We start from the raw sequence: 23,170 nt of genomic DNA on the forward strand, positions 1-23,170 counted from the left end.
CGAGCCCTATAGCGCTAGGCATGTGCTCCATTCCACTGTTCAGTTTTCAAAGACCTGTTCCTCGTGACGACAAACCTTATTCTATCACGCCGGGTTATCTTGCGTCAACCCTTTTTTGTCGCCAATTTTTGCCCACCAACGTGGGCCAACAGCTATTACTTTACCACCTTTTAAACCGAATGTCAATACTTTTGTGTCAGCTTATGCTGTTTTCTGACTTGTGTGCCAACCTCGTGGCAAGTGATAATATACCATGAATTGATGGTTGGTGTCAACCCTGCTCCGCCGCTTCACGTTCAGGATTCAGCTAAAATTAGCTCTGAATTGTTCAAGCATTATCTAAAAAGCGATTCACCCAAATACACCTGAGGCACCGGGCCAACAATAATCGCATCGGCAATCGGAATTTGGGTTTTCACAGGTACTTCCCTGTCCAGGAGAGGAAAAACCACTCTGACATCACTGCGGACATTCAAATAAATCCGGTGCCTGGTCTGGTTAATACCGGCTGCTTCAAATGAATCCTCCACATCTATATGTACTATTCCCATGGGTACCACTACGACCCTCAGCATCGGCCCCAAATTGGATAATAACTTCGCGCCGGATACTTGACCCAATGGTATCCCAATCTTCTTCTGTTCCAACTGGCGGAGGGAGGCTTGAATGGCTATTTCCGCTTCGGATTTGATTCTATTAACCAGCATGGTGTTAATCTGCATAAAAATCACCTGATTGTTAATATCCTTTTCCGGCTGGATCAAATCCCCATAACTGATATTAGCCGAAACTTCCTCCAGTACCGCACTGTTGATGGCATGGGTAGCATGCCAGACGGCCTCTGCTTCAGCCAATGCGATCACCGTATGGCGCAATGCACGTTCTACATAAAACAGGGAAAGAAACAGGACTGCAATTATTATTAATAATACCATTTTCGGTTTTATCTTTCTCCGTCGCCACATGCCTGTTCACCGCCCCTTTCCCCCTTAACCGCCTGTCGTGAGGCCGACTATTAGTTAATATATGCTTTCCGGGACAGGATTGTTACCAGAGCAGACCGTATACAAAAAAAGAAAGCCTTACCTGAAGATTGGTAAGGCCCTAAACACAGTACATTATTCCTTGATAATCTTGGCAAACTTTCTTCGCCCTACTTTCACAACAAAGTCTTTGTCGACGGCAACTTCCAAATTCGGATCGGTAACCCGTTCCCCGTCCACTCTTACCGCTCCTTGCATGATTTGTCTTCTTCCTTCACTGGTGCTGCTGACAAGCTTGGCTTCCACCAACAGTTTTGGCAGCCAGATCTTATTGTCAACCAAAAGGCTTTCTCCAAGAGCAACCACAGGAATATCCGATGGGAGCTCCCTTTGCTGGAAAACCCGTTTGAATTCTTCCTCCGCCTGCCAAGCTTTGTCTTCACCATGATAGAGTTTTACAATTTCCCTGGCCAGACGCATCTTCAGATCTCTGGGATGCACCCTTCCCTGGGTATAGCTGCTCTTGATATCCTCTAACTCTTCCAAAGTCACCGTCGTAACCAGTTCGAAATATCTTACCATCAAATCATCGGAAATGGACATCACCTTGCCATACATTTCTTCCGGCGGTTCATTGACGCCAACATAATTGCCCAGGCTCTTGCTCATTTTCTGGACACCGTCCAGCCCTTCTAAAATCGGCATGGTAATGGCAATCTGGGGTTCTTGCCCGTATTCTTTTTGCAAGGTTCTGCCCATAAGTAAGTTGAACTTCTGGTCGGTTCCGCCCAGCTCCACATCAGCCCGGAGGTGGACCGAATCATAACCTTGCATTAACGGGTAGAAAAACTCGTGCAATCCTATAGGTTGGTTCTCGTGGTAGCGCCTGGTAAAATCATCTCTTTCCAGCATCCTGGCCACGGTGGTTTTGGCCGCTAATTCAATCACCTCTTGAAAAGTCAAGGGTCCCAACCACTGGCTGTTATATGTAATTTGTGTTTTGGCCGGATCAAGAATCTTGAAAATCTGTTCTTGATATGTCTTGGCATTGGCCATAACTTCTTCGGCGGAAAGCTGCTTTCTGGTTTCCGAACGCCCGGTGGGATCACCGATCCGCCCGGTGAAATCACCGATGATGATAATCACCTGGTGCCCAAGCTCCTGAAACTGCCTCATCTTATGCAAAACCACAGTATGGCCCAGGTGAATATCCGGGGCACTGGGATCAAGCCCTAACTTGATTCTCAGGGGCTCACCTTTGAGCAGTGACTTTTTGATTTTGTTGGCTAATTCTTCCTCAGAAATAATTTCAAAAACGCCGCGCTTAATCACGGCCATTTGCCGTGCCACTTCTTTCTCAACAGCATGCACAGACATTTTCCACCCTCCTACACTTTTTATCCTTGACAACGGCCACAAAAAATTAAAAGAAAAACTTCTCATCCATAATAAGGGACGAGAAGTATCACCCGCGGTACCACCCTTGTTGCTGTCAAGCCACTCTATGCCCGGTAACGGGGGCAGCCGTCCAATGCTGAGCCAGAATTCCTTTAAGGGAACATCTTAATATCACAGCTCGTCAGATAGGTAAAACTGTGTTGGCAAGGCACTCCCGGATGTAACTCCCTCATTAATGGTAACCAACTCACACCGGCCGTTGGCTCTCTGAAATACCATGCGGCAATGAGGTTTGGTCCGGTCATCGCTTTTCCGGTTTCATTGTCGCAGTAAATTATAGCATTTGTTCGTCCATTACTGCAAGTATTCAGGATGCTATTTACCATTGGATTGTGTTATAATTAGCAAGGTTAGTGTACATCGAAGCCCCGTTAGAAACTAGTTCAGGGAGGTTTCCAAATATGCCTGCACCAAAAAAGAAACAACGCCGGCGTTTGAATATTAAACGCCTGATTTTACTAATAGTCCTACTGGGCCTGATCATTGGCGGCGGCGTAGGTGTTGGTTTTGTGGCCGGCGTCGTCCGCAATATGCCCAATTGGCAGCCGGACAATATTGAAGCTAATCTCACTACTTTCTTCTATGACCGGAATGGACAACGAGTTGCCAATGTCTTTTTGGAAAACCGCATTCCCGTTTCCTTCGACCAGATTCCGGAAACCGTAAAGCATGCCTTTCTAGCCATCGAGGATCACCAGTTTTATAAGCACAACGGGATCAACTTATATCGTATTGCGGGAGCCGTATGGGCCAACATCCGTCACGGCTGGGGCAGCCAGGGCGGCAGTACCATCACCATGCAGTTGGCTAACAAAGCCTTTATTGATCACCATGAGAAAAAACTGGAAAGAAAAATCCAAGAAGCCATTCTGGCCCTCCAGTTGGAACGGTTATACAGCAAAGATGAGATTTTCGAAATGTATCTCAACTTGATCTATTTCGGTAACGGTGCCCACGGCGTCCAAGCCGCTTCCCACACCTATTTTGGTAAAGATGTGAGCCAACTGGATTTGGCCGAAAGCGCTCTGCTGGCCGGCATGATCCAACGGCCTTCCACTTATAACCCGTACAAGAATCCCGATCGAGCCAAAAGCAGGCGCAATTTGGTATTAGACCAAATGGCCCGTTACGGCTATATCACCAAAGAGGAAGCCGAACAGGCCAAGAATCAGGAAATCGTTTTGAACAACAAACCGCAGCAGCAACAATATAATTACCCATTCTTCATTGATCATGCTATTGAAGAAACAGAGGATATACTGGAGACTTTAGGCATTGATCCCATGGAGCTGTACCGTTCCGGTCTCCATGTTTACACTACCATGGACGCCCATATTCAAGAGACCATGGAAAAGATTTACCAAGACCCCGACAACTTCCCGCCGAGCAAAACCGATACGCCTGTACAAAGTGCCATGGTAGTTCTGGATCACCGGACCGGTGAGATCCTGGGCATCATCGGCGGGCGGGAACATGTAACCCTGCGCGGGTTAAACAGGGCAACACAGATGAAGCGATCCCCCGGTTCCGTGATCAAACCCCTGGTAGTCTACGGGGCGGCCTTGGAAAAAGGTTTTTCGCCTGCCACCGTCATTGATGACGTACCCGTCTCTTATCCTGCCCCGGGTAAACCATACCAGCCAAGGAACTACGACGGGCGCTGGAGAGGACTCATCACCATGCGGGAGGCGATTAAACACTCTGTTAATATCCCGGCTGTCAAAATGCTGGACACCATCGGAGTTGACGCCGGGCTGGAGTTTGGCCGCCGTTTGGGCTTGTCGTTGACCGACGCGGATCGCAACTTAAGCCTGGCGCTGGGTGGTGTAACCCGCGGGTTCTCCCCTTTGGAAATAGCATCTGCTTACGGGGCCTTTGCCAATAAGGGCATACGTATTGAGCCTTATGCAGTGAGTAAGATTGTCGATAACCAGGGCAATGTGATCTATGAAGCAAAACCTCGCCAGCATGTGGTCATGAGTGAGGAAACAGCCTACTTGATGACCGACATGCTGAAATCCGTAGTGCAATCCGGTACCGGCACCAGGGCCAAAATGAACAGGCCGGTGGCCGGCAAGACAGGTACCGTTCAGCTTCCCGATCTACCCGAATTTAAGGGCAAGACCGGCAATATGGACGCCTGGTGGGCGGCCTACACGCCGGAATATGTCGGGGTGGTTTGGATGGGTTATGATAAAACCGATGCCCAGCACTACCTGAATCAAATCTATGGCGGCCGGTACCCGGCACAAATCTGGAAGGCGGTTATGGAAGAAGCATTAAAAGACGTGCCGGTGGTAGATTTTGAAAAACCAGCCAACATTGTTTACCGTACTGTTGATGCGAAGTCAGGGCTGCTGCCCAGCGGGTTAACTCCTGCCCCCTTCGTGATCAACGAAATCTTTCACAAGGACCATGTACCCAAGGAAGAATCAAATGTCTGGGTAGAGGCTCAAGTTTGCGCTGACAGCGGCTATTTACCTTCACCCCACTGTCCAAATGTGTTGACCGGTATCTTTCTCAAAAGACCCATTCCTTATGATGCTACCCTGGGAGTTCCGGAAGACGCTGATCTGGAGCTGCCGGCGGCGGTTTGCCCGGTTCATTCCTACGGACAAGGTTGGCCGCCGGATACAAATTTCACAGACCCGGGCCGGCCTGAGGAAAACCCTCACAGCCATGGCAGGGACCCAGCTGAAAACGGGGAACAGCCTGCTGCCACTTCTCCGCCCACAGGTCCTGAAGCACCGGCTCTGGGCGGCCAGATACGGGAAGAAGGCGGGAAGGTGACGGTAGTCCTGTCTTGGAACAGTGTGGGCAGCCAAGGCGGTATCGTGTACTCCGTGGAGCGCTGGACGAAAGACAATCCTACCCGCTACAGTATCGGTCTAACCACGGAAACCGTTTTCGAAGACAGCAAAGTGGAAAAGGGGCAGACTTATTACTACCGGGTCTTTGCCATCGACGATAACAACTTGAGCACTCCCTCCAACGAGATTACCGTGATTATTCACTGAACGCGGAAAGCCCGGCTAACGCCGGGCTTAAACTATACACTTGGGCCGGTCTCCTGGACGGGACCGGCCTCCACTATAGGCACTTTTCACACCCTACTCCTGCCATTTCGGAGAGAAACTGTTACTGATCAAGCTCCTTTCTGCTGGTCCCACTCATGAATACGAACGCAACTATCGTCAACAACATGGCAACCATCACCCAAGACGTCACCGTTACCGGCGGCCACACCGCCGAAATCATTACCAATTCGGTGACCAGACTGAACACCACACCCAACGCTACCGTGAGAAGAATAGTCAATGCGGATACCTTCCGACCTAGCCTTGCATAAACCAGGTATATTGCCGTGCAGAACCCCAGCATAAACGACAAAACCCTAATCGCCCACCAAAAGAACATTTTGCTTCCCTCCTTTTCAAAGCCGGCAGGTGACCGGCATCAAATACATGGCAAAACCTGCTCAGGTGCGCGGCCATACTTATGCATGTTCTAAGCATAGGCTTGACGACGGGATTTTTGTTCCCGCAATACTTCTTGCTCTCTGGTCCTGCCTAATCTAGCAATGGTCAGCACCTTAAACGCGGCGTACAAATATGACGCCCACACGATACCCACTACGATAGCCAGCATCCAGGGACCGACGAAAGGTATAAACAGACCTTCAAATGGTTGGACCAGAGGTCCCGTTACCGTTTGAGATAGAATCCCTTCCGCCTCAACCCAGCCGGTTTCAGCGCCACCTGCAACCCCGGCAAACAATCTAATGTCATTGTCCAGGGCTCTGGGCCAGTAACTGATTGCAGCAACACCTTGGTTGTCGGTCACAGCTCTGCCCAGTTCCACCCTTCCCGGTCCAAAGAAATCAGTTTCCTGGAAGAACACCACTTCTTTGCCCGGGGCGGGATTCCCGTTGACCCTTACTTCAGCGTGTAACTGGATTTTGTCTCCCCGTGTTACACCGGAAGGCAATACCAGCTGGATATCAATTTCTTCCGCACCTAAAACCAGCTCCTCAGGTGTCACCGCCATGCCAGCGGCAGGCTGCCCTTCTTCTCCTGAAACGATGGTGGAAACACCGGCAGCAGCCTGTTCCGCTGCGGCATGGGCACTATCCGTCACGGCAGCTGCGGCCGCAGGAGCACTTTGACCGGCGGGCTCAGGGGCTGCCGGTGGTTCTCCCGCTGCCGCCGGTTCAGCGGAGTTGTCTTGCGCCACCGGAAAAGCATAGTTGTTAGCTTTAAACTCCTCACCGAAGGCATTCAGCGCAGGTATCTGGCTGTGACACAAGTCGCAGCTTTGTTCATAGCCCGGCGGTATTTGTTGGAAATACACGCCCGTGGCAGAAGCATTGGCCGCTGTAAACAGAATCATCAAGGCCGCAGCTATGAGAAAAGCGATTGTCCCTCTTTTAATGGTCACCCTATTCACCCCCTTCTAAAGCCCGTTCTCTTTCCCGCACCATTTCCCAAACAGGCATGGCCGGAAAATATCTGAAAAACAACCCAATCATCAGCAGGAAGCCTGCCAAACCAATTAAAGTGATAGACCATTCCGCCAAACTGGGACTGTACAACGGAGCATTCTCATACGTGGGCGTCATCGGAAACATAAGGCTGGGAATAACAAAGATATATCGTTTAAACCACACACCGATTACCACCAGCAAACCTGCCATGGTGATGCGGACCACATTCCTGGTTTTGGACCAAACGACTAAGAAAATGGGAATGAGAATGCTGCCTGCTATAAACAGCCAAAAGTACTTAGCAAAGACACCGGTGAAAAACATGCTCAAAAATGCTTTTTCATCCCCTTTGAGCTTGTAGGCCTCCGTTAAGAGCTCCGAAAAGTTAAAATACCCGTATATGATCGCCATGGTAACAATTAACCATCCTAATTTGGTAAAATGACCCGGGGTCAAATACTCTTCCAGTTTAAACCATTTACGATAGATGGCCATAATTACTACTACCATGGCAGTACCAGAGAAAAATGCGCTGACGACAAAATATGGTGCCAGAATAGCGTTATCCCAACCGGAGCGCAGGGTCATACCGAATAGCCAAGCCGTGACGGAATGCACCGCAATTCCTGCCGGCACAATGACAATAGTCATCACCCGCATCGCTTTTTCCAAAGCAGCTCTTTGCTCGGGAGTATCCTGCCAACCCAATGCCAGGATGCTGTAAATCTTGTGCCGCAAGGGTGATACTGAGGCTTTCAATCTGTCCCGGCACAGCGCCAAATCCGGAATCATAGGAACATATAGATAGAACAGGCTGCCGGCTAGGTAAGTGGAAACGGCAATCACGTCCCAGATGAGAGGAGAGACAATTCTCCCATACCAGAACACCGTTAGCAGCCGTTCCGGCCTACCCATATCAACTAGGATCATCAGGACTGCCCCGATTAACGCCGAGCCGGTGATCACCTCTGCCATCCTGGTAAGGGGTGTCTGCCAGTGTTGACCGGCCAATCGCAAGACGGCTGATACCAGCGTTCCGGCAAGGCTGATACCGATAAAATAAACAAAGGTGGTGATATATAGTCCCCAGAAAGCATGATTCTTTAAGCCGGTAACGATCAACCCTTCTCTCAACTGACCAATCCAATTGACTACACCAACCGCCACAATTCCCGCCAAGACGAGTAATACTGCCTGGTAAGTGAAGCCCGGGTTTATCAATGGTCTTAACACTTTACTTTCTAATTCATGCCTGTTCTGCACACTACTCACGCGGGTCCCTCCCTTGTTCCTGCCCGTAACCCGGCAGGTAATATACCCTCGGTCTGGTTCCCAATTCCTCTTTGTAACGGTAAGCACTGTTTTCCGCCAGCAGTTTGCTGATAGATACCTTTTCAAAGCCATTGGTAGCCACGTCAGTTTCCAAATCCCCGAAGTACATGGCTCCCCTGGGGCAGCTGGCCACGCAGACCGGTAGTTTTCCTTCCCTGGTAAATTTCTCACAGAGCACGCATTTATTAACTGTTCCTTTAATCGGCGGCAAGGGGAATTCGGGAGAATATTGCGACGGATCATCATCCGGATGTGGTTCCCGGTGATCCCAATAGAAAAAGCGCCGGTCATAGGGACATGCCGCCATGCACATGCGACAACCAAGGCATTTCCTGTTATCTACCAGCACCGTGCCGTTTTCGTTGCGGTAGGTAGCTCCCACAGGACAGACTTTCACACAGGGAGCGTTTTCACAGTGCATGCAGGGAATCGGCATCCAGAAACTGCTGCCTTCCACCTCACCTTCAATCTTTTGCACGTCGATCCATTCTTCGCCCTCCCGGGTCCGGTAAGTCTGCCGGTGGGCGGCCCGGCACTGGGACTCCAATCCCATCCCCTCGCACCCGTCACATTTCTTCAAGTCAACGATACGAACCCATTGCCTGGTGATTTTAGGATGGGCATAGCTTTGGGTATTATCGGCCCGTGCTCCTGTATCAAAATCCAGCACCGGGATCAAAGCGGTAGAGAGTCCGACCAGACCCAATCCCTTTAAGAATTTTCGCCTGGCGGTGTTCATTATTGATCACCCCTTCCTTAGCAGTTAGTTCTTTTTCAATTGTGTTTCTTTGACTGCATTATACCCTGCCCGGCATAACCTTTTCGCTTGTCACAAGTACCCTTTTTACGCTGTCCAAAGTACTTATTTCGCCCGCTACTGTTGCCTCTGGCGGTTCCATGACCTTTATCACGCCAACTTGCGGGAAAATCCCAGTATATGTCCCGGGTTTAAAAAGAAAAACTTACTAGAAGCCGCGGCCCCGGCACATGACCAAAGACCCCTTGCTCTTAGTAAGTTTTTCCGGGCTCTTTTCCCCGGTTGGTCACTGTTCATATCTGATGCCATGCTTAGCGGCATAAACAGCCGCTTCCGCCCGGTTATTTAAATTCAATTTGTTAAGAATTTTGCTGACATAATTGCGCACGGTTTTTTCACTTAACAGTATTTTATTGGCAATCTCCCGGTTGCTGAGGCCTTCCGAGAGCAGAGCTAATACCCTTCTTTCTTGCTGCGACAAGTGGACCTGAGCTCCCGTTCCTTGGCCGGAAATTTGTCGCAGGTGATTCAAAAGCTTATGCGTGATCAGCGGGTCCAGCAACGATTCTCCTTTGATGGCCGCATTGATGGCTTTGATTAATTCTTCATTCCCGGTATCCTTTAACACAAAGCCCTTAGCCCCTGCCTTGATGGCCTTCAATATCACCTCTTCATTGCCGAAGGAGGTCAAAATAATGATTCTGGTATCCGGATACCGTTGCATGATTTCCTTGCAGCATTGAATTCCACATTCATTTTTGAGCAGTACATCCAGGATCACGATACTAGGACGAACTCTTTCCATGAGGGAAATTGTTTCTGCCAGTGTTTGCGCTTCCCCGACCACTGCCAGGTGATCATAGGATTCTAAGAATAGTCTCAACCCATACCGGACTACTTCATGATCATCGACAATGATAAGCTTGGTTTTCTCCATCAGCGAATCCCCCCTCTGCAGGTTTTTCACCGGTCAGATAACGTTATTAAATTATAGCATTCCTTTTGAGGAAAACTTTAGGTGCAACCATCATCATGGGATTGGTGTCAGGTCCCCGGGACATTTAGAGATTTGCACAAAAAATAACGGGCTTTTCCTGCCCGTTATACAGGTACATTGTCCCCTACTCCTGTCCTTCATCCACCTGGAAGACCAGGGTCACCGTCGTTCCCCGTCCCAGATCAGTATCAATGGTCAGGCGGCCTCCAATCCGCTGGGCCCTGAACATCATATTGGCCAGTCCCTTATGGTCAACAGAGCCACCGGCTTGCCATTTTCCAAAGTCAAAACCTTTCCCGTTATCGATAATTTGCAGGATGATCTCCCGGTTTTCTCCTTCTTCCACGGTAATCTTGGCTCTCGTAGCTTGTGCGTGCTTCACCACGTTGAACAAGGCTTCTTGAATGATATGGTAGACGTTTTTGTCTTGTTTTTGAGTTAATACAAGATCCTTTTTCAAGTTATCTTCAAAATCAATCGGTGTCATGGAAAATTTGCGGAATTCATGGATTAATTGCAGCAAGACTTGCTTGAGATTACCTTTGGTTTCCCGGCCTTTTTGCAAGTCTCTAATATAATCCCTCAGTTGCGCTATGGTCTCGTTTAGCTTTGTCTTTGCCTGAGCCATATGCTCATCAACTTTACCCAGCTCTCCCTTTCTTAGCATAGCCTGGCTGGCATCCAGGATGAGGCCCGCCCCATAGATGGATTGAATTATCCCGTCATGTAAATCCCTGGCAAACCGGTCCCGTTCCGCCACCAGCACACTTAAGCGTTCTGCTTCCTCCAGGCGTTTTTGCTGTTCTACATTAAAGATGTTGATAGTTTTGATGACGGTAAAAGCCATTAATAACCCAAAGCTTGCTCTAAAGAACTGCACCGGCCATCCGGTCCTTTGCAAGAAGCTTTCCGTATTTAAAACATTACCGGGCCAAAAGTCAACGGGGAAAGTCACCAGGCCGGATAAGAAGCCGTAAGCGGCAAAAGCAAATGCTGCCCCCTGGCAATTGTAGTAAGCAGATTTTAAGTCCAGCTTTTTCAGTTCCGGCAGCTGTAGGAGGAGCCCTGCAGTAACCAGGATCGCTCCCGGAAAGGCCATTAAATACCGGGCCCAGGCGGTGCTGTATGCCGCCCACATTTTGAAACTGGCCAGGGGGAACAACAGGAAGTCCATAATAATAAACTTCGCTACCCATCCCGCAGCTATGATTAAAGGAACATACTTTAAATAAGTGTATTTCTTAAGGTAATCAACCACCAGATGACTGCCGAACAAGAACAAGAACAAAAAAGAAATGCCAATGGCCAGCACATCCAACAAGTGCAGGGCAGTAATACTTAACAATTCAATACCATACATATGGAGTAGTTTAGTAACTTTGGCCCACTCGGCAAAAGCCTGGCACAGTCCGAAGCCGGCCAACAACCATATGGGTTTAGCCAATACAAAGCTGCTGTTTTCCCTCGCCTGAAAGGCGATAACCAAGGCCATAGTAAAAAAAGACAGGCCATAGGCAAAATACAGCACGATCATTTTGCTGTCAAAAACGCTCACTGTTTTATTTCTCCCCGTCCTTGTTATTGTCTCAAATACATCCTGTTCTTGGTTGCCCAGACGGCAGCCTCGGCACGGTTACTCAGATTCAGTTTGCTGAGGATATTGCTGACATAGTTGCGCACCGTTTTTTCGCTCAAGAATATTTCCCTGGCAATTTCTTTATTAGTCATCCCCTGAGCAATCAAAGCCAGCACCTTTTTTTCCTGTTTCGTCAGCTTAACCTTGTCTTCAGTGATTTCCAAGGGGGACTTGCGCAAGTGTTCCAATAACCGCCCGGTCACCGTAGGATCCAGCATGGATTCCCCCCTTATGGCGGCATCAACCGCTTTAAGCAGTTCCTCATTGCCTGCATCCTTGAGGACAAAGCCTTTAGCGCCGGCCCTAATGGATTCCAGTAACACATCATCATCGCCGAAGGACGTCAACATAATTACACTGGTTCCCGGGTAGCGGCTGGTTATTTCCGCACAGCCTTGGATGCCGCTGCTGTCCTTCAACCTGACATCCATGATCACTATCCTGGGGCGATGCTTTTCCATCATCTGCATGGCTTCGGTCAGGCTCTTGGCTTCTCCTACCACTTCCAGGTAATCATATTGCTTAAACCACAGGGACAATCCATATCGAACCACTTCATGATCATCAACAATGAGCACCTTCACCCGTTCCATGACCACCCTCCCCCTTTAGTCATTCCAAACCCACTGTGAAATTTGTCCCCTGTTTTCTGAAAATTCTTACTATTATGTTAGTTATATTATAGCCGGGTCATCCTATTTATGTATAGGTTAAACTGTCCCCAGTTTTTCGGGACATTTTCTTTAGAGCAAAAAGCCCGGCTCACTATGCCTTGGCCGGGCAAGACCTATTGAACCGGGCTTTACTTGAACTCCACCACAGTAACACCGGCGCCCCCTTCATGAGGATGTCCCAATCGAAACCCTTTCACCTGGGGCTGGGATTCCAACAGCTCATGAATAGCTGCTCTCAACGTCCCGGTACCTTTGCCGTGGATGAGGTAAATGGTGGATAGACTGCTGAGCATGGCGTCGTCAAGATATTTTTCCGTTAATGCCAATGCCTCGTCAACGGTGCAGCCTCGCAAATCCAATTCCGGCGAAATCTGCCGGGACTTATGCATCACCAGCTTATTAATGGTGCCGGTCAACTGCTCTTTCCGTTCCTCTTCCATAGAACGCAGTTCGTGCAAGGGCACCTGCACTTTCATGATCCCCACCTGCACCAGCACCTCCCCTTGGCTGTTCGGTGGTTCCAAAACGACACCCTTTTGTCTCAGCTTGACCAGCATGACCTGTTCGCCGGGACTGACGGTGGCCGGCGCATTTTTTTGATATTCCTTGCTGGTGCTTTCTAATGCAGACAGAGTCTTTTCTTTAAATTCGTGTAATTTCCGGCGGGCCTCCTCGATGGCTCTCTCCTGCTCCCGCCGCTCTCGCAATTTGGCTGCTTGCCGGATATCATTGATCAAAGACCGCATAACCGTTTGGGCTTCATCTATGATCAGCTTCGCTTTCTGCCTGGCTTCATCCAGGATCTGTAATTCTTTTTCGTGCAGTGCTTCTCTTTCATTTTCCAACTGCTGCTTCAAAGCTGCTGCTTCGGCCCGCAAGACCTGCATTTCATCCTGCTCTTTCTCCAAACGCAACCGGCGGGCCTCCAGATCCTCCAAGAGAGCCCCTACTTCCAGTTCATCCCTGGTGATGTAGGTCCTGGCCAGCTCCACGATTTGCGGGTCCAATCCCAATCGCGCCGCAATTTCAAAAGCATTGCTTCGTCCCGGTGTCCCGATCAACAATCGATAAGTGGGCTTCAGGCTAACGGCATCAAATTCCACACTGGCATTTTCAATCCCGGGGCTGCTGTAAGCAAAAGCTTTCAATTCACTGTAGTGGGTGGTAGCTATAATTCTTGCACCTCTCCCATGCAAGGTGCTTAGAATAGCCATAGCCAAAGCTGAGCCCTCTGCCGGGTCCGTACCGGCACCCAGTTCATCAAGCAAGATGAGGCTATTGGCATCGGCTTCATTGACGATAAAGACCAGGTTCTTCATGTGGCTGGAAAAGGTGCTTAACGATTGCTCAATGCTTTGCTCATCACCGATATCGGCAAATATCTTGTCAAAGACGGGCACTGACGATGACGGCTCTGCCGGGATGTGAAGCCCGCACTGGGCCATCAGACACAGCAGCCCGGCAGTCTTCAGGGCTACGGTTTTCCCGCCGGTATTCGGTCCGGTAATTACCAGCGTCCGGTAGTGTTTACCCAATTCCAAGTCCAAGGGTACCACCCTGCCGCTAATCAACGGGTGGCGTCCTTTGACAAGGCGCAAGAAACCGGATGTATTAAAAGAAGGCTCCGCCCCGTTCATGGTATAGCTTAACTTGGCTTTGGCAAAAACAAAATCCAACCGCCCCAATGCCTCTAGGGTCGCTTCCAATTCAGGCACAAAACTGCCGGTTTTCTGCGAGAGGGTCACCAGGATAGCCTCCACTTCCCGGTTTTCTTCCAACTGAACCTGTCGGAGCTCGTTGTTGAGCTCCACAATGGCCATCGGCTCGATAAACAGGGTAGCGCCGCTGGCTGATTGGTCGTGGACCAGTCCGGGAAACCGGCTCCGGTACTCCTGCTTGACGGGAATGACGTACCTATCACCGCGGATGGTGATCAAGGCATCCTGCAGCATTTTTTGATATTCGCCCGAGTGGATGATACTCTCCAACTTTCGCTTGATGTTGTCTTGCAGTTCCAGCTTGCGCCGCCGCAGGCGGTATAAAGTGGGTGAAGCGTCATCCTTGACTTTGCCGTCTTCACTGATGGCATGACTGATATCCCTCTCCAGCCCGGAGAAATCCGTCAACCCTTGCGCAATGGCTTTAAGCGTGGGAAATCCCTCTTTGATCCCGGCAAAGAACTTTTTCAACCTTTTGCTGGCTTGAAGTGTGTCCAATACTTCAAGCAGCTCGTGGGGAGACAGGACTCCTCCTCTGCTAACGCGCCAGAGGTGCCCCCGAATATCCCTGATGCCGCCCAGAGAAAAGCCTGGGTAAAGACGAAGGCAGTCGCAGGCCTCAGTGGTTTCTTGCTGCCATCTTTTAATTTCCGGTAAGTGATTGCTGGGCGCCAGCTCATGAACCAGTTCTTTACCTAATGCAGTGGCACATTGTTCTTCCAACCGTGATATGATTTTGGGCAACTCAAGTTTTTCCGTGCTGTAATAAATCATCTTCTCACCTGCGCCTTCCTATACGCCGCGAAAATAATGCCCTTTGGTAAAACCACGGGGAGATAGCTTCTCCAGACTCCCTTTCAAACTCTCTAACCGGTGGTGCCGCCCTTGGCTCAAGTCAGTCAAAGCTTCCCTGTATACCTCCACCACCCGGCCCACATATGCGGGCGATTCTCGCCTGGCCTCGATCCTAACCCGGTGGTAACCTAGTTCATAAAACTTGGGCAGCTGGTCCAGCAAGCACAAGTCCTGGGAGTTGAAGATATGCATCCGGCAAAACTGGTCCATCTCTACCGGAAACCGGTAGTTCATCCGGTCTGTCAAATAGAAACTTCCCCAGCGGCAGGGACTACGGCAGGAGTTCTTTTCCGTCCTGTGTCCCGCGACGGACCCCACCACACAGTGTTCCGAGACCATTAAAGGCACGGACCCGTGAATCAAACCTTCAAACTCGACGTCTTCAGGTATGGCTAATTCACTGATTTCCTGAAAAGTCAATTCCGGCGATAAAGTGACGCCCTGAATACCTGTTTCGGACACAAATTTTACACTGTAGGCGTTAAATATATTGAATGGATAATCCAGAATAACCGGCAAGCCGGGAAAGCGCTCTGCCGCCCACTGCAAACCGGCCGGATTGCCCGCCAGCAAACCGGACACAGGCAACTGCCTGATCTCTTGGGCCAGTTTCTCTATGAGAGGTGCATTACTCTCCAGCCACAGGCGCGGCAAGGCGTAATACACCTTCACTCCCCGGGCTACTGTCTTCCTCACCGGGGCCTGCCAATCTCCAGCTTTCCATGCTTTGCTGCGGAAATACTCCCCGCCGATGTAAATATAATCAGCTCCACCGGCCACGGCTTTTTCCAAAGAGACAGGGTCACCCACAGCCACGGCCAGCCGGGGCACCCTGGGCCGCCGCTTCACCGGGCCCCGGCGGATTTCAGCAAGGGATTTCTGAAAACGTCCCTCATCCACCGGCTTCCTGATTGGTTTTCTCACCGTATCCAATTGTTCCACGGCTGCACGTCTGAGAGCGTTGAGTTCGCTTAGAGGCACCATCAAATTGCCGGGCAGGTTCAACTCCAATTCTTGCAAAACGTAACCGGTATTACCCAACCGCCCTAATTGTTCTTCCAGAACTTCCTTTGTTAAAGGCCGCGTCCTGGCTTCTTCCGCCAGGAAACCGGTTCTTGCCTGTACCTCATGACCTGCCTCATCGCAGACCGTTAACTCCAACGGTTTTCCTACAGCCCCCGATACGACCATTCTTACCGGCTCCGCCGGCAGGCGGAAGGCCCGGGTATAACTGGCCTGGGCTAAGCGAATTAATTCCTCATCATGGGTCTTGAAAACCCGGTCCCCGCTGCGCACCCCCGTGGGAACTTCCAGTTCCACCCTACTCCCGGCCGGGGCCCGGGTCACCTCTTTGCCGTCAAGGATGATCCTTCTAACCGTCACTCCTGTTCTGCCGCCTTTTGATACCCAGTATTCAATGCCGTCACCTAGGCTCAAGGGCTGCTCCAATTTTACCTCAGCCAACCCTTGGCGCCGGTTGATGCTGCCAATGCGGCCCAGGTACACACCCCGGTTGTTGGGCCTCTGGTAACTGATCAGATTGGCTCCTGGGTTAAACAGGTAGTAACCGGTGGTAAAATCCCGGTTGAATATCTGGGCCAGCTGTCTTTTTTCTTCCGCTGTCGCGCGATAATTCTCCGGGTCTGACAGGCAGCGGTCCAAAGCACCCCGGTACACTCGGATGACTGTTGCCACGTATTCGGGTCTTTTCATGCGGCCTTCAAATTTCAGGGCTTGGACTCCGCTCCTAACCAACCGGGGCAAGAGATCTATAGTCGACAAATCTTTGGGACTGAGCAAGTAATCCCCGGGCGCAGGCAATTCACCTTCGGAAGTTTCCAGCAGGCGGTAAGGTAGGCGGCAGGGCTGGGCACAGCGGCCGCGGTTGCCGCTCCTCCCGCCGATCATGCTGCTCATCAAACACTGCCCTGAATAGCAGAAACAAAGAGCTCCGTGCACAAACACTTCCAGTTCTAAACCGCAACCGCCGCGTATCGCCTGAATATCGTGCAAGGACAATTCCCTGGCCAGGACGATCCTGGCTAGACCTTGATCAGCCATGAACCTGGCGCCGTCTAGATTATGAATGGTCATTTGGGTACTGCCGTGCAGTTTTAGATGGGGCAGTGCAGCCCTGACCAGGTACACCAACCCCAAATCCTGTACGATGACGGCATCAACCCCCATGTCGTACAGCAACCTGAGGTATTTCAGCGCCTCTTCCAATTCCCGGTCGTGCAGCAGCACGTTCACCGTCACATAGATTTTTCGCCGGAACCGGTGGACCAGCCGGACCGCTTCCGCCAGTTCCCCATCATCGAAATTATGCGCATAGTGACGGGCATTAAACAGCTTGCCGCCTAGATACACGGCGTCGGCACCAGTGGCCAAAGCTGCTTTAAGGGCTTCCATGTTACCTGCTGGAGCAAGGATTTCCGGTACAAGCATTGCTCTGGTTCCTACTTTCTCCTCTTAGTTGTTTCTGCTGACCCGGAGCAAACCGGAACAAGCCAGGATTTCAATCCCTTGTGCCTCCAGGGCATCCAGGAACAAGTTCATGCCAAGGGAATCACTGGAAATATGCCCGGCGATCACTACGTTAATATGGTGCTTTTCTGCCTCTTTCCGGTGCTTCTCGCTCATATGCATTTCTACGATGGTTCCCACTCCTGCTTGCGCCAGTTTTTCGTAGGCGTTTTCGGATCCGCTGGTACCGCCTGTCATATTTACCATGATCTTGCCGCATCGTCTTTCTTCACTGCCCACGAAAACCTGCGGACCGGCATTCAGTTTAGTGGCCTGTGCATATTCCGGCACTTCCCTCAGGATCTTTAGGATATCCCCTACCTTCTTAGGCTCCTTTTCGGCAAAGAGCTTGGTCAAGAAATCATTCACCAGGTTATCCGCCGGGGTATGCACGCACATGAAGGCTATTCCCAGCAGCCGGGCGGCATCCACTGCCTTTTGGTGATTAAGAGGCGAGATGCCTCTTTTCACTTCGCTAATCCTGCTGCTCATCATTCCTTCCGCCACGTTGATGGGTACGCCAAAACGCTCCATGTATTCCTCCTGCAGGTGCATGACCTCGTGGAGGGCAGCCAGCGCAGTTCCTTCCGGGTGGTGCGCCAGGATCAAATCGACATTTTGCAACCGGTCGGCCAGGAGCACTTCCCCCACTTCAATATCGATGCCGGCCAAAACTCGTTTGACCTGCAGGTCCGGAGAGCCATGGAGGACACGGGTATCACTATAGGGGTTTTCCAACTGGTCCAAGTCGTAAAACTTCTTATCTTCTTCTTTCATTTCCTCATATTTCTTGCGGTTTTCCTCCAGCAGGGCTTTAACCGTTTCGATTCCGCGCGGGTCATGTTCCATGCCCATTTGGACCGCCAGTTGATAAATCTCTTTTAAGAGCATCCCAAACACCTCTCGCTTTATTTTCTTGAGATAAAAGGATTATTACTCAAATAAAACCTCAAGGGCCAATCAGCAGCTTTACTGATACCAATCCTAGTGGTAGTAACTATTTCTTCCCCGGTTCTCAGCTCTCCCCCATATACTTCAATGATACCCTGAAACAAGCTGCAGCCGTCATGATTAAGATTAAACCCCATGGCCTGGGCCAACTTGCCCGGCCCGCTGCACAATTCCACCAGCTTATTCTTGCCCCGCCTCTTTTGCATGAGGGCAATTCCTTCCACCGGCTCCAAAGCCCGCAGCAATACCGCCGCCGGAATGCCTGGCTCGTCGGTGGTGATATTGAAGCAGTAATGGATACCGTAACTCAAATAGATGTAAACTCGACCGGCGGGACCAAACATGGTCTTGCAGCGCTCCGTCTTGCCCCGGTAAGAATGACAGGCCGGGTCCGTTTGTCCGAGATAAGCCTCCGTCTCCACAATCCGCCCGGCTGTTATTCCTTCAGGAGAACGGTGGATGAGGTAACATCCCAGCAGTTCCCTCGCCACCAAGACCGTTTCTCTTTCATAAAAAGATAACGGCAATCTATCTCTAAGTTCTGTGCTTAGGCTAACCATAAGTTTACGATATTAAAGCCCTCGCTTCCTACCAGTTTTTGCTCACCACGACCATAAGCATCCTGCATGGTACAGGCCAAAACCGTCAACAAAAAACCTCACTGACGTGAGGATTAAACAATTTCGGCTCTGGTGCTCTTTTTTGTCTGCTCAATTAGCTCCAGCAGCCCCTCATATTCCCTCTGTACTTTGAACAGTTCATCGACCAAATTAAGGGCTGTTAGCACTGCGACTTTGTGGGGAGACAAATGGGGGCTTTTCCTGTTAATATCGCGCATCTTTCTATCTAAGTACGATGCCAATTCCTGAACGTATGATTCCTCTTCCTGACTTTTGACCACATATTCCTGGTCAAAAATCGTTACCACTACCCGCTTTTTGGCCCGACTGTCATCTGCCACGGCACCGACCTCCTGTATCAGGTCTTCATGCTATTCTTTCGCTAGGGTTAAGGAAAATCCTTCCCATCTTTCGACATTATCTGAACTGGGCCCCCAAGCGCTCCTTAATGGCTGCCTTGATTTCTTCATGGAGCCGGTTGATTTCTTCATCAGTTAGGGTTCTTTCCGGATGCTGGTAGGTAATACCGTATGCTAAGCTCTTCCAGCCCTCGGGAATCTGGGGTCCTTTATAGACATCAAAGAGTTCATAGCTTTTAACTAAGTTCCCGCCAATCTCCTTGATAATGACCCCGATGGTTGCAGCGCTTACCTGATCAGGAAGCAGTATGGCCACATGACGTTCCGTGCTGGGAAACTTGGGTATTGGCTTGAAGCGGACTTTTTTCCTGCCAATGGCGCACAAGTCAACCAGGTCCAGATAAGCAACGTATACTCTTTGACTGAAATCATAATTATCCTGTACCTCCGGGTGCAGCTCGCCAAAGGCGCCGATTACCTGGTTTTGATAGACTACTGCCGCGGCTCTTCCCGGATGAAATACCGGATGATCCCGTAGGGGCTCGTAGCTGACTACCTCACCGACAATGCTCTCCAGCAGCTGCTCTATCATCCCCTTAAGGTAATAGTAATCAAACTGCTGTACCGGCCAGGCCCAGCCCGGATTAGACTGCCCGCTGACCAAGATCCCCAACTGCAAGCGCTCGTCCGGCAGGGGCTCCTGCCCTGGATAATAGACCCGGCCGACCTCAAAAATCGCCACGTTTTGCTGCCTCCGGCTGAAATTCCTTTCGGCTGCACTTAACAACCCCGGCAGCAGGCTGGTTCTCATGACACTTTGATCCTCGGACAGCGGATTAGCTATTTTCACCGTATGACGCCACGGGTGGTTTTCCGGCAAACTCAGTTTGTCCCAGCTGTTGGGATTGATAAAGCTGTACGTAACCACTTCCGTCAGTCCCAGGTTCACCGCCAGATTCTTCACATCCTCCTCCAACGACTGCAGCGGCTTGCTTTGTTCCGGACTCATATCGCTGAGAGGCATTGTCACCGGGATCTTGTTATAGCCGTACAGCCGGGCTACTTCCTCAATCAAATCTATTTCTCTCGCAATATCCTGGCGGTAGCTGGGAATAAGGTAAGTCATGGATGCATCGTCTTCCGCTACGAGGGTGAAGTTCAGCCTGCCGATCAAATCCTTAATCTCAGTTTGGCTAAGGGAGGTACCAAGTATTTGATTGGTCCGCTTGGTACGCAAGGTAATTTTTGGGGCCACCCAGGGACGGGGATAAACGTCTATCTTACCCATGGTGACGGTCCCTGCACCGATTTCTTCCATGAGCCGGACGGCCCTGATGGCGGCAAATAAACAGCCATCCCGGTTTACCCCTTTCTCGAAACGGCTGGAAGCCTCGGAACGCAAGCCCAATTTCCGGGAAGTATTTCTGATGGATACATTATCGAAATGGGCAGATTCCAACAGCACCGTTTTGGTGGCATCCGTGATCTCCGTTTCCAACCCGCCCATCACGCCGGCAACACCGATAGCCCTGTTTTCGTCGGCGATGAGCAGCATGTCAGGGTCCAGCCTGCGCTCTACGCCGTCTAAAGTCAACATCCTTTCATCGGGATAAGCGCGCCGGACAATGATTTTGCGACCCTGAATGGTATCATAGTCAAAGGCATGCAGCGGTTGCCCAGTTTCCAGCATCACGTAGTTGGTGACGTCAACAACGTTGTTAATCGGCCTCATGCCGCTGGCCATCAAGCGCTGCTGCATCCACCTGGGCGATGGCCCCAGCTTGACGTTTTCCACCATCAAGGCCACGTACCGGCTGCACAGGTCTTCTGCCTCGATATGTACCGAACACGGGAGTGAACCCTCTAATTGGTTAAGATCCATGGAAGGCAAATGAAGGGCACTCCCGCTGATGGCGGCCACCTCCCTGGCCACATTCATCATACTTAAACAGTCGGCCCGGTTCGGCGTGAGTTCTATTTCCAGCACATAATCCTCCAGGCCTAGGTACTCGGTAACGGGCATCCCCGGCTCCGCATCGTCCCCCAAGATCATGATGCCTTCCCGGTCCTTGGGATTAAGCAATGACGGGTTAATTCTCAGTTCTTCCGCCGAGCAGAGCATTCCGTATGACGGCACGCCTCTGAAATTCGCCTTTTTAATCTTAAAATTGCCCGGCAAAACCGCCCCTTCCAGTGCCACCGGTACCAGCTGTCCCGGTGCCACATTGGCAGCCCCGGTCACAATCTGGAGTGCTTCACCGTGGGGACCGGCATCAACGGTACAGATCAACAGTTTGTCGGCATTGGGATGACGTTCTACCGCCAGGATCCGGCCCACCACCACGTTCTCAATGCCCTCTGCCAAGTATTCCACACTGTCAACTTCCAGGCCCGCCATGGTCAGTTTGTCCGCCAATTCCACCGGAGACAGGTCCAAGCTCACGTACTGTTTCAACCAATTGTATGATACTCGCATGGTCATACCTTCCTTTTCTCATCATTCTCCCTAAAATTGGTGTAAGAAGCGCAAGTCATTCTCGAACAGGAGCCTTAAATCATCAATGCCGTATTTGAGCATGGCAATCCTTTCCACACCCATGCCGAAGGCGAAGCCGGACACTTTTTCAGGATCATAGCCGCCCATCTCCAATACACGGGGATGAACCATGCCTGATCCCAGGATCTCCAACCAACCGGTGTTGGAACACACTCTACAACCGGCCCCGTTGCACATGATACAGGATATATCTACTTCCGCGCTGGGTTCAGTAAAGGGAAAATAACTAGGACGCAAGCGGATCTCCCGATCCGGTCCGAACATCTGCTTGGCAAAGGCGAGAAGGGTGCCTTTCAAGTCACTGAAAGTCACATGTTCATCCACCAACAGACCTTCTACTTGATGAAACATAGGAGAATGAGTAGCGTCATCGTCACGACGAAAGACTTTTCCGGGGGCAATGATTTTCACCGGCAGCTTGGGCGCCATCTGCTCAAAGACTCTTACTTGCACCGGTGAAGTATGGGTCCTCAACAAGACCTCCTCGGAAATGTAAAAGGAGTCCTGCATATCCCGGGCCGGGTGATTCTTGGGAATGTTCAGCGCCTCAAAGTTATAGTAATCCAGTTCGATTTCCGGTCCTTCAGCCACACTGTAGCCCATGGTAACAAAGATATGTTTGATCTCTTCCAACACTAAAGTCAAAGGATGTTTCCTGCCCTTGGCGAATCGTAAGCCCGGCAACGAAATATCCAGGGTTTCCTTTGCCAGCTGCATTTGCCTGGCTTCTGCTTTTAATTCGCGGCTGCGTTCCGCCAGACCGGCTTCCAGCCGCTCTTTCACCTCATTGGCAAGTTTCCCGATCACCGGCCGCTCCTCGGCACTTAACTTGCCCATCCCTCTCAGCACCTGGGTTAGGGCGCCCTTCTTGCCCAGGTATTTCACCCTGATCTGTTCCAGCTCTTCTTGGGTAGCGGCCGCCCGGCACTCCCCTTCTGCTTCTTGGGCAATTTTAAGCAGTTGTTCCTTCATCATTGAAAACCTCCCTAGATACATAAAAAGCTTTCATCCCAAGGGACGAAAGCTTAGGCAAACTTCATCAGTCTTTCTTAAACAACGCTCCCAGTTCCGGCGTTATCTCCCTGGTTAAGAAAAAACTGATTACTCTTCCCAAACACAGCCTTTCCATTATTGCAGAATCAGGCGTCGGTACATGATGTACGCAGTAACAGAACCGGTTTTCATGAAAATCCTCCAAAAAATCTCGGCGGGCAGGAACATCAACACCACAACCTTTCTGCAAATCTGGGGGAAATTCTAAGGC

At 50.6% G+C, this 23,170-nt stretch carries 16 protein-coding genes and 1 pseudogene; 2 read left to right on the forward strand and 15 right to left on the reverse strand.

All coding sequences use genetic code 11. The annotated features are described in order from the left end of the window. Positions 1–335: 335 nt before the first annotated feature. Complete coding sequence (yunB, locus tag GXX34_04105; protein ID HHW06708.1) at positions 336–965, reverse strand: sporulation protein YunB; 630 nt, start codon at positions 963–965, stop codon at positions 336–338. Positions 966–1,118: 153 nt separating this feature from the next. Continuing rightward, on the reverse strand, positions 1,119–2,360 hold the full coding sequence (locus GXX34_04110; protein HHW06709.1) for a tyrosine--tRNA ligase: 1,242 nt from the start codon (positions 2,358–2,360) through the stop codon (positions 1,119–1,121). Between the two features lie 482 nt (positions 2,361–2,842). Here GXX34_04110 and GXX34_04115 point away from each other — a divergent pair, with 482 nt between their 5' ends. Beyond that, positions 2,843–5,458, forward strand: a complete 2,616-nt coding sequence (locus tag GXX34_04115) for a PBP1A family penicillin-binding protein (protein HHW06710.1) — start codon at positions 2,843–2,845, stop codon at positions 5,456–5,458. A gap of 155 nt (positions 5,459–5,613) precedes the next feature. Then, positions 5,614–5,790, forward strand: a complete 177-nt coding sequence (locus tag GXX34_04120) for a hypothetical protein (protein HHW06711.1) — start codon at positions 5,614–5,616, stop codon at positions 5,788–5,790. 761 nt (positions 5,791–6,551) lie between these two features. Here GXX34_04120 and GXX34_04125 read toward each other — a convergent pair. The 13 genes and pseudogenes from GXX34_04125 to pheS all read right to left on the reverse strand — a co-directional run bounded on the left by GXX34_04125 (position 6,552) and on the right by pheS (position 22,878). Then, a pseudogene (locus GXX34_04125) lies at positions 6,552–6,677 on the reverse strand (DUF4115 domain-containing protein). A 202-nt stretch (positions 6,678–6,879) separates the two neighbouring features. Then, positions 6,880–8,196, reverse strand: a complete 1,317-nt coding sequence (gene nrfD / locus GXX34_04130) for a polysulfide reductase NrfD (protein HHW06712.1) — start codon at positions 8,194–8,196, stop codon at positions 6,880–6,882. Next, on the reverse strand, positions 8,189–8,995 hold the full coding sequence (locus tag GXX34_04135) for a 4Fe-4S dicluster domain-containing protein (GenBank protein HHW06713.1): 807 nt from the start codon (positions 8,993–8,995) through the stop codon (positions 8,189–8,191). Before GXX34_04135 ends, nrfD begins: the two co-directional genes overlap by 8 nt. 304 nt (positions 8,996–9,299) lie before the next feature. Beyond that, a complete protein-coding gene (locus tag GXX34_04140; GenBank protein HHW06714.1) occupies positions 9,300–9,950 on the reverse strand; it encodes a response regulator transcription factor in 651 nt (216 codons plus the stop codon). 184 nt (positions 9,951–10,134) lie between these two features. After that, on the reverse strand, positions 10,135–11,565 hold the full coding sequence (locus GXX34_04145; protein ID HHW06715.1) for a sensor histidine kinase: 1,431 nt from the start codon (positions 11,563–11,565) through the stop codon (positions 10,135–10,137). A 23-nt stretch (positions 11,566–11,588) separates the two neighbouring features. Next, the gene (locus GXX34_04150; GenBank protein HHW06716.1) at positions 11,589–12,239 is read right to left on the reverse strand and encodes a response regulator transcription factor; all 651 of its coding nucleotides are present in this window, start codon (positions 12,237–12,239) and stop codon (positions 11,589–11,591) included. 209 nt (positions 12,240–12,448) lie between these two features. After that, complete coding sequence (locus GXX34_04155) at positions 12,449–14,812, reverse strand: endonuclease MutS2 (GenBank protein ID HHW06717.1); 2,364 nt, start codon at positions 14,810–14,812, stop codon at positions 12,449–12,451. An 18-nt stretch (positions 14,813–14,830) separates the two neighbouring features. Further along, entirely contained in the window at positions 14,831–17,305 is a 2,475-nt protein-coding gene (locus tag GXX34_04160; protein ID HHW06718.1) for a peptidase U32, read from the reverse strand. Between the two features lie 60 nt (positions 17,306–17,365). After that, positions 17,366–18,310: an NGG1p interacting factor NIF3 gene (locus GXX34_04165; GenBank protein HHW06719.1), complete on the reverse strand. Its 945-nt coding sequence runs from the start codon at positions 18,308–18,310 to the stop codon at positions 17,366–17,368. 17 nt (positions 18,311–18,327) lie between these two features. After that, positions 18,328–18,930: a DNA-3-methyladenine glycosylase gene (locus GXX34_04170; protein HHW06720.1), complete on the reverse strand. Its 603-nt coding sequence runs from the start codon at positions 18,928–18,930 to the stop codon at positions 18,328–18,330. 113 nt (positions 18,931–19,043) lie between these two features. Continuing rightward, positions 19,044–19,331, reverse strand: a complete 288-nt coding sequence (locus tag GXX34_04175) for a cell division protein ZapA (protein HHW06721.1) — start codon at positions 19,329–19,331, stop codon at positions 19,044–19,046. A gap of 76 nt (positions 19,332–19,407) precedes the next feature. After that, positions 19,408–21,825 (reverse strand): phenylalanine--tRNA ligase subunit beta, encoded by a 2,418-nt coding sequence (locus GXX34_04180; GenBank protein ID HHW06722.1) that lies wholly within the window; start codon positions 21,823–21,825, stop codon positions 19,408–19,410. 30 nt (positions 21,826–21,855) lie between these two features. Then, positions 21,856–22,878 carry a phenylalanine--tRNA ligase subunit alpha gene (pheS, locus tag GXX34_04185; protein ID HHW06723.1) on the reverse strand — a complete coding sequence of 341 codons (1,023 nt, stop codon included), beginning with the start codon at positions 22,876–22,878 and terminating at the stop codon, positions 21,856–21,858. Between the last annotated feature and the right edge of the window lie 292 nt (positions 22,879–23,170).

It is taken from the genome of Clostridia bacterium (genome assembly GCA_012840125.1).
In the GTDB taxonomy this organism is placed as follows: Bacteria; Bacillota; DULZ01; order DULZ01; family DULZ01; genus DULZ01.

Bases quoted from the DNA above. Each gene is read 5' to 3' on its own strand.
- yunB (HHW06708.1), bottom strand. From the start codon at position 965: ATGTGGCGACGGAGAAAGATAAAACCGAAAATGGTATTATTAATAATA.
- GXX34_04110 (HHW06709.1), bottom strand. From the start codon at position 2,360: ATGTCTGTGCATGCTGTTGAGAAAGAAGTGGCACGGCAAATGGCCGTG.
- GXX34_04115 (HHW06710.1), top strand. From the start codon at position 2,843: ATGCCTGCACCAAAAAAGAAACAACGCCGGCGTTTGAATATTAAACGC.
- GXX34_04120 (HHW06711.1), top strand. From the start codon at position 5,614: ATGAATACGAACGCAACTATCGTCAACAACATGGCAACCATCACCCAA.
- GXX34_04135 (HHW06713.1), bottom strand. From the start codon at position 8,995: ATGAACACCGCCAGGCGAAAATTCTTAAAGGGATTGGGTCTGGTCGGA.
- GXX34_04140 (HHW06714.1), bottom strand. From the start codon at position 9,950: ATGGAGAAAACCAAGCTTATCATTGTCGATGATCATGAAGTAGTCCGG.
- GXX34_04150 (HHW06716.1), bottom strand. From the start codon at position 12,239: ATGGAACGGGTGAAGGTGCTCATTGTTGATGATCATGAAGTGGTTCGA.
- GXX34_04155 (HHW06717.1), bottom strand. From the start codon at position 14,812: ATGATTTATTACAGCACGGAAAAACTTGAGTTGCCCAAAATCATATCA.
- GXX34_04160 (HHW06718.1), bottom strand. From the start codon at position 17,305: ATGGAAGCCCTTAAAGCAGCTTTGGCCACTGGTGCCGACGCCGTGTAT.
- GXX34_04165 (HHW06719.1), bottom strand. From the start codon at position 18,310: ATGCTCTTAAAAGAGATTTATCAACTGGCGGTCCAAATGGGCATGGAA.
- GXX34_04170 (HHW06720.1), bottom strand. From the start codon at position 18,930: ATGGTTAGCCTAAGCACAGAACTTAGAGATAGATTGCCGTTATCTTTT.
- GXX34_04180 (HHW06722.1), bottom strand. From the start codon at position 21,825: ATGCGAGTATCATACAATTGGTTGAAACAGTACGTGAGCTTGGACCTG.
- pheS (HHW06723.1), bottom strand. From the start codon at position 22,878: ATGAAGGAACAACTGCTTAAAATTGCCCAAGAAGCAGAAGGGGAGTGC.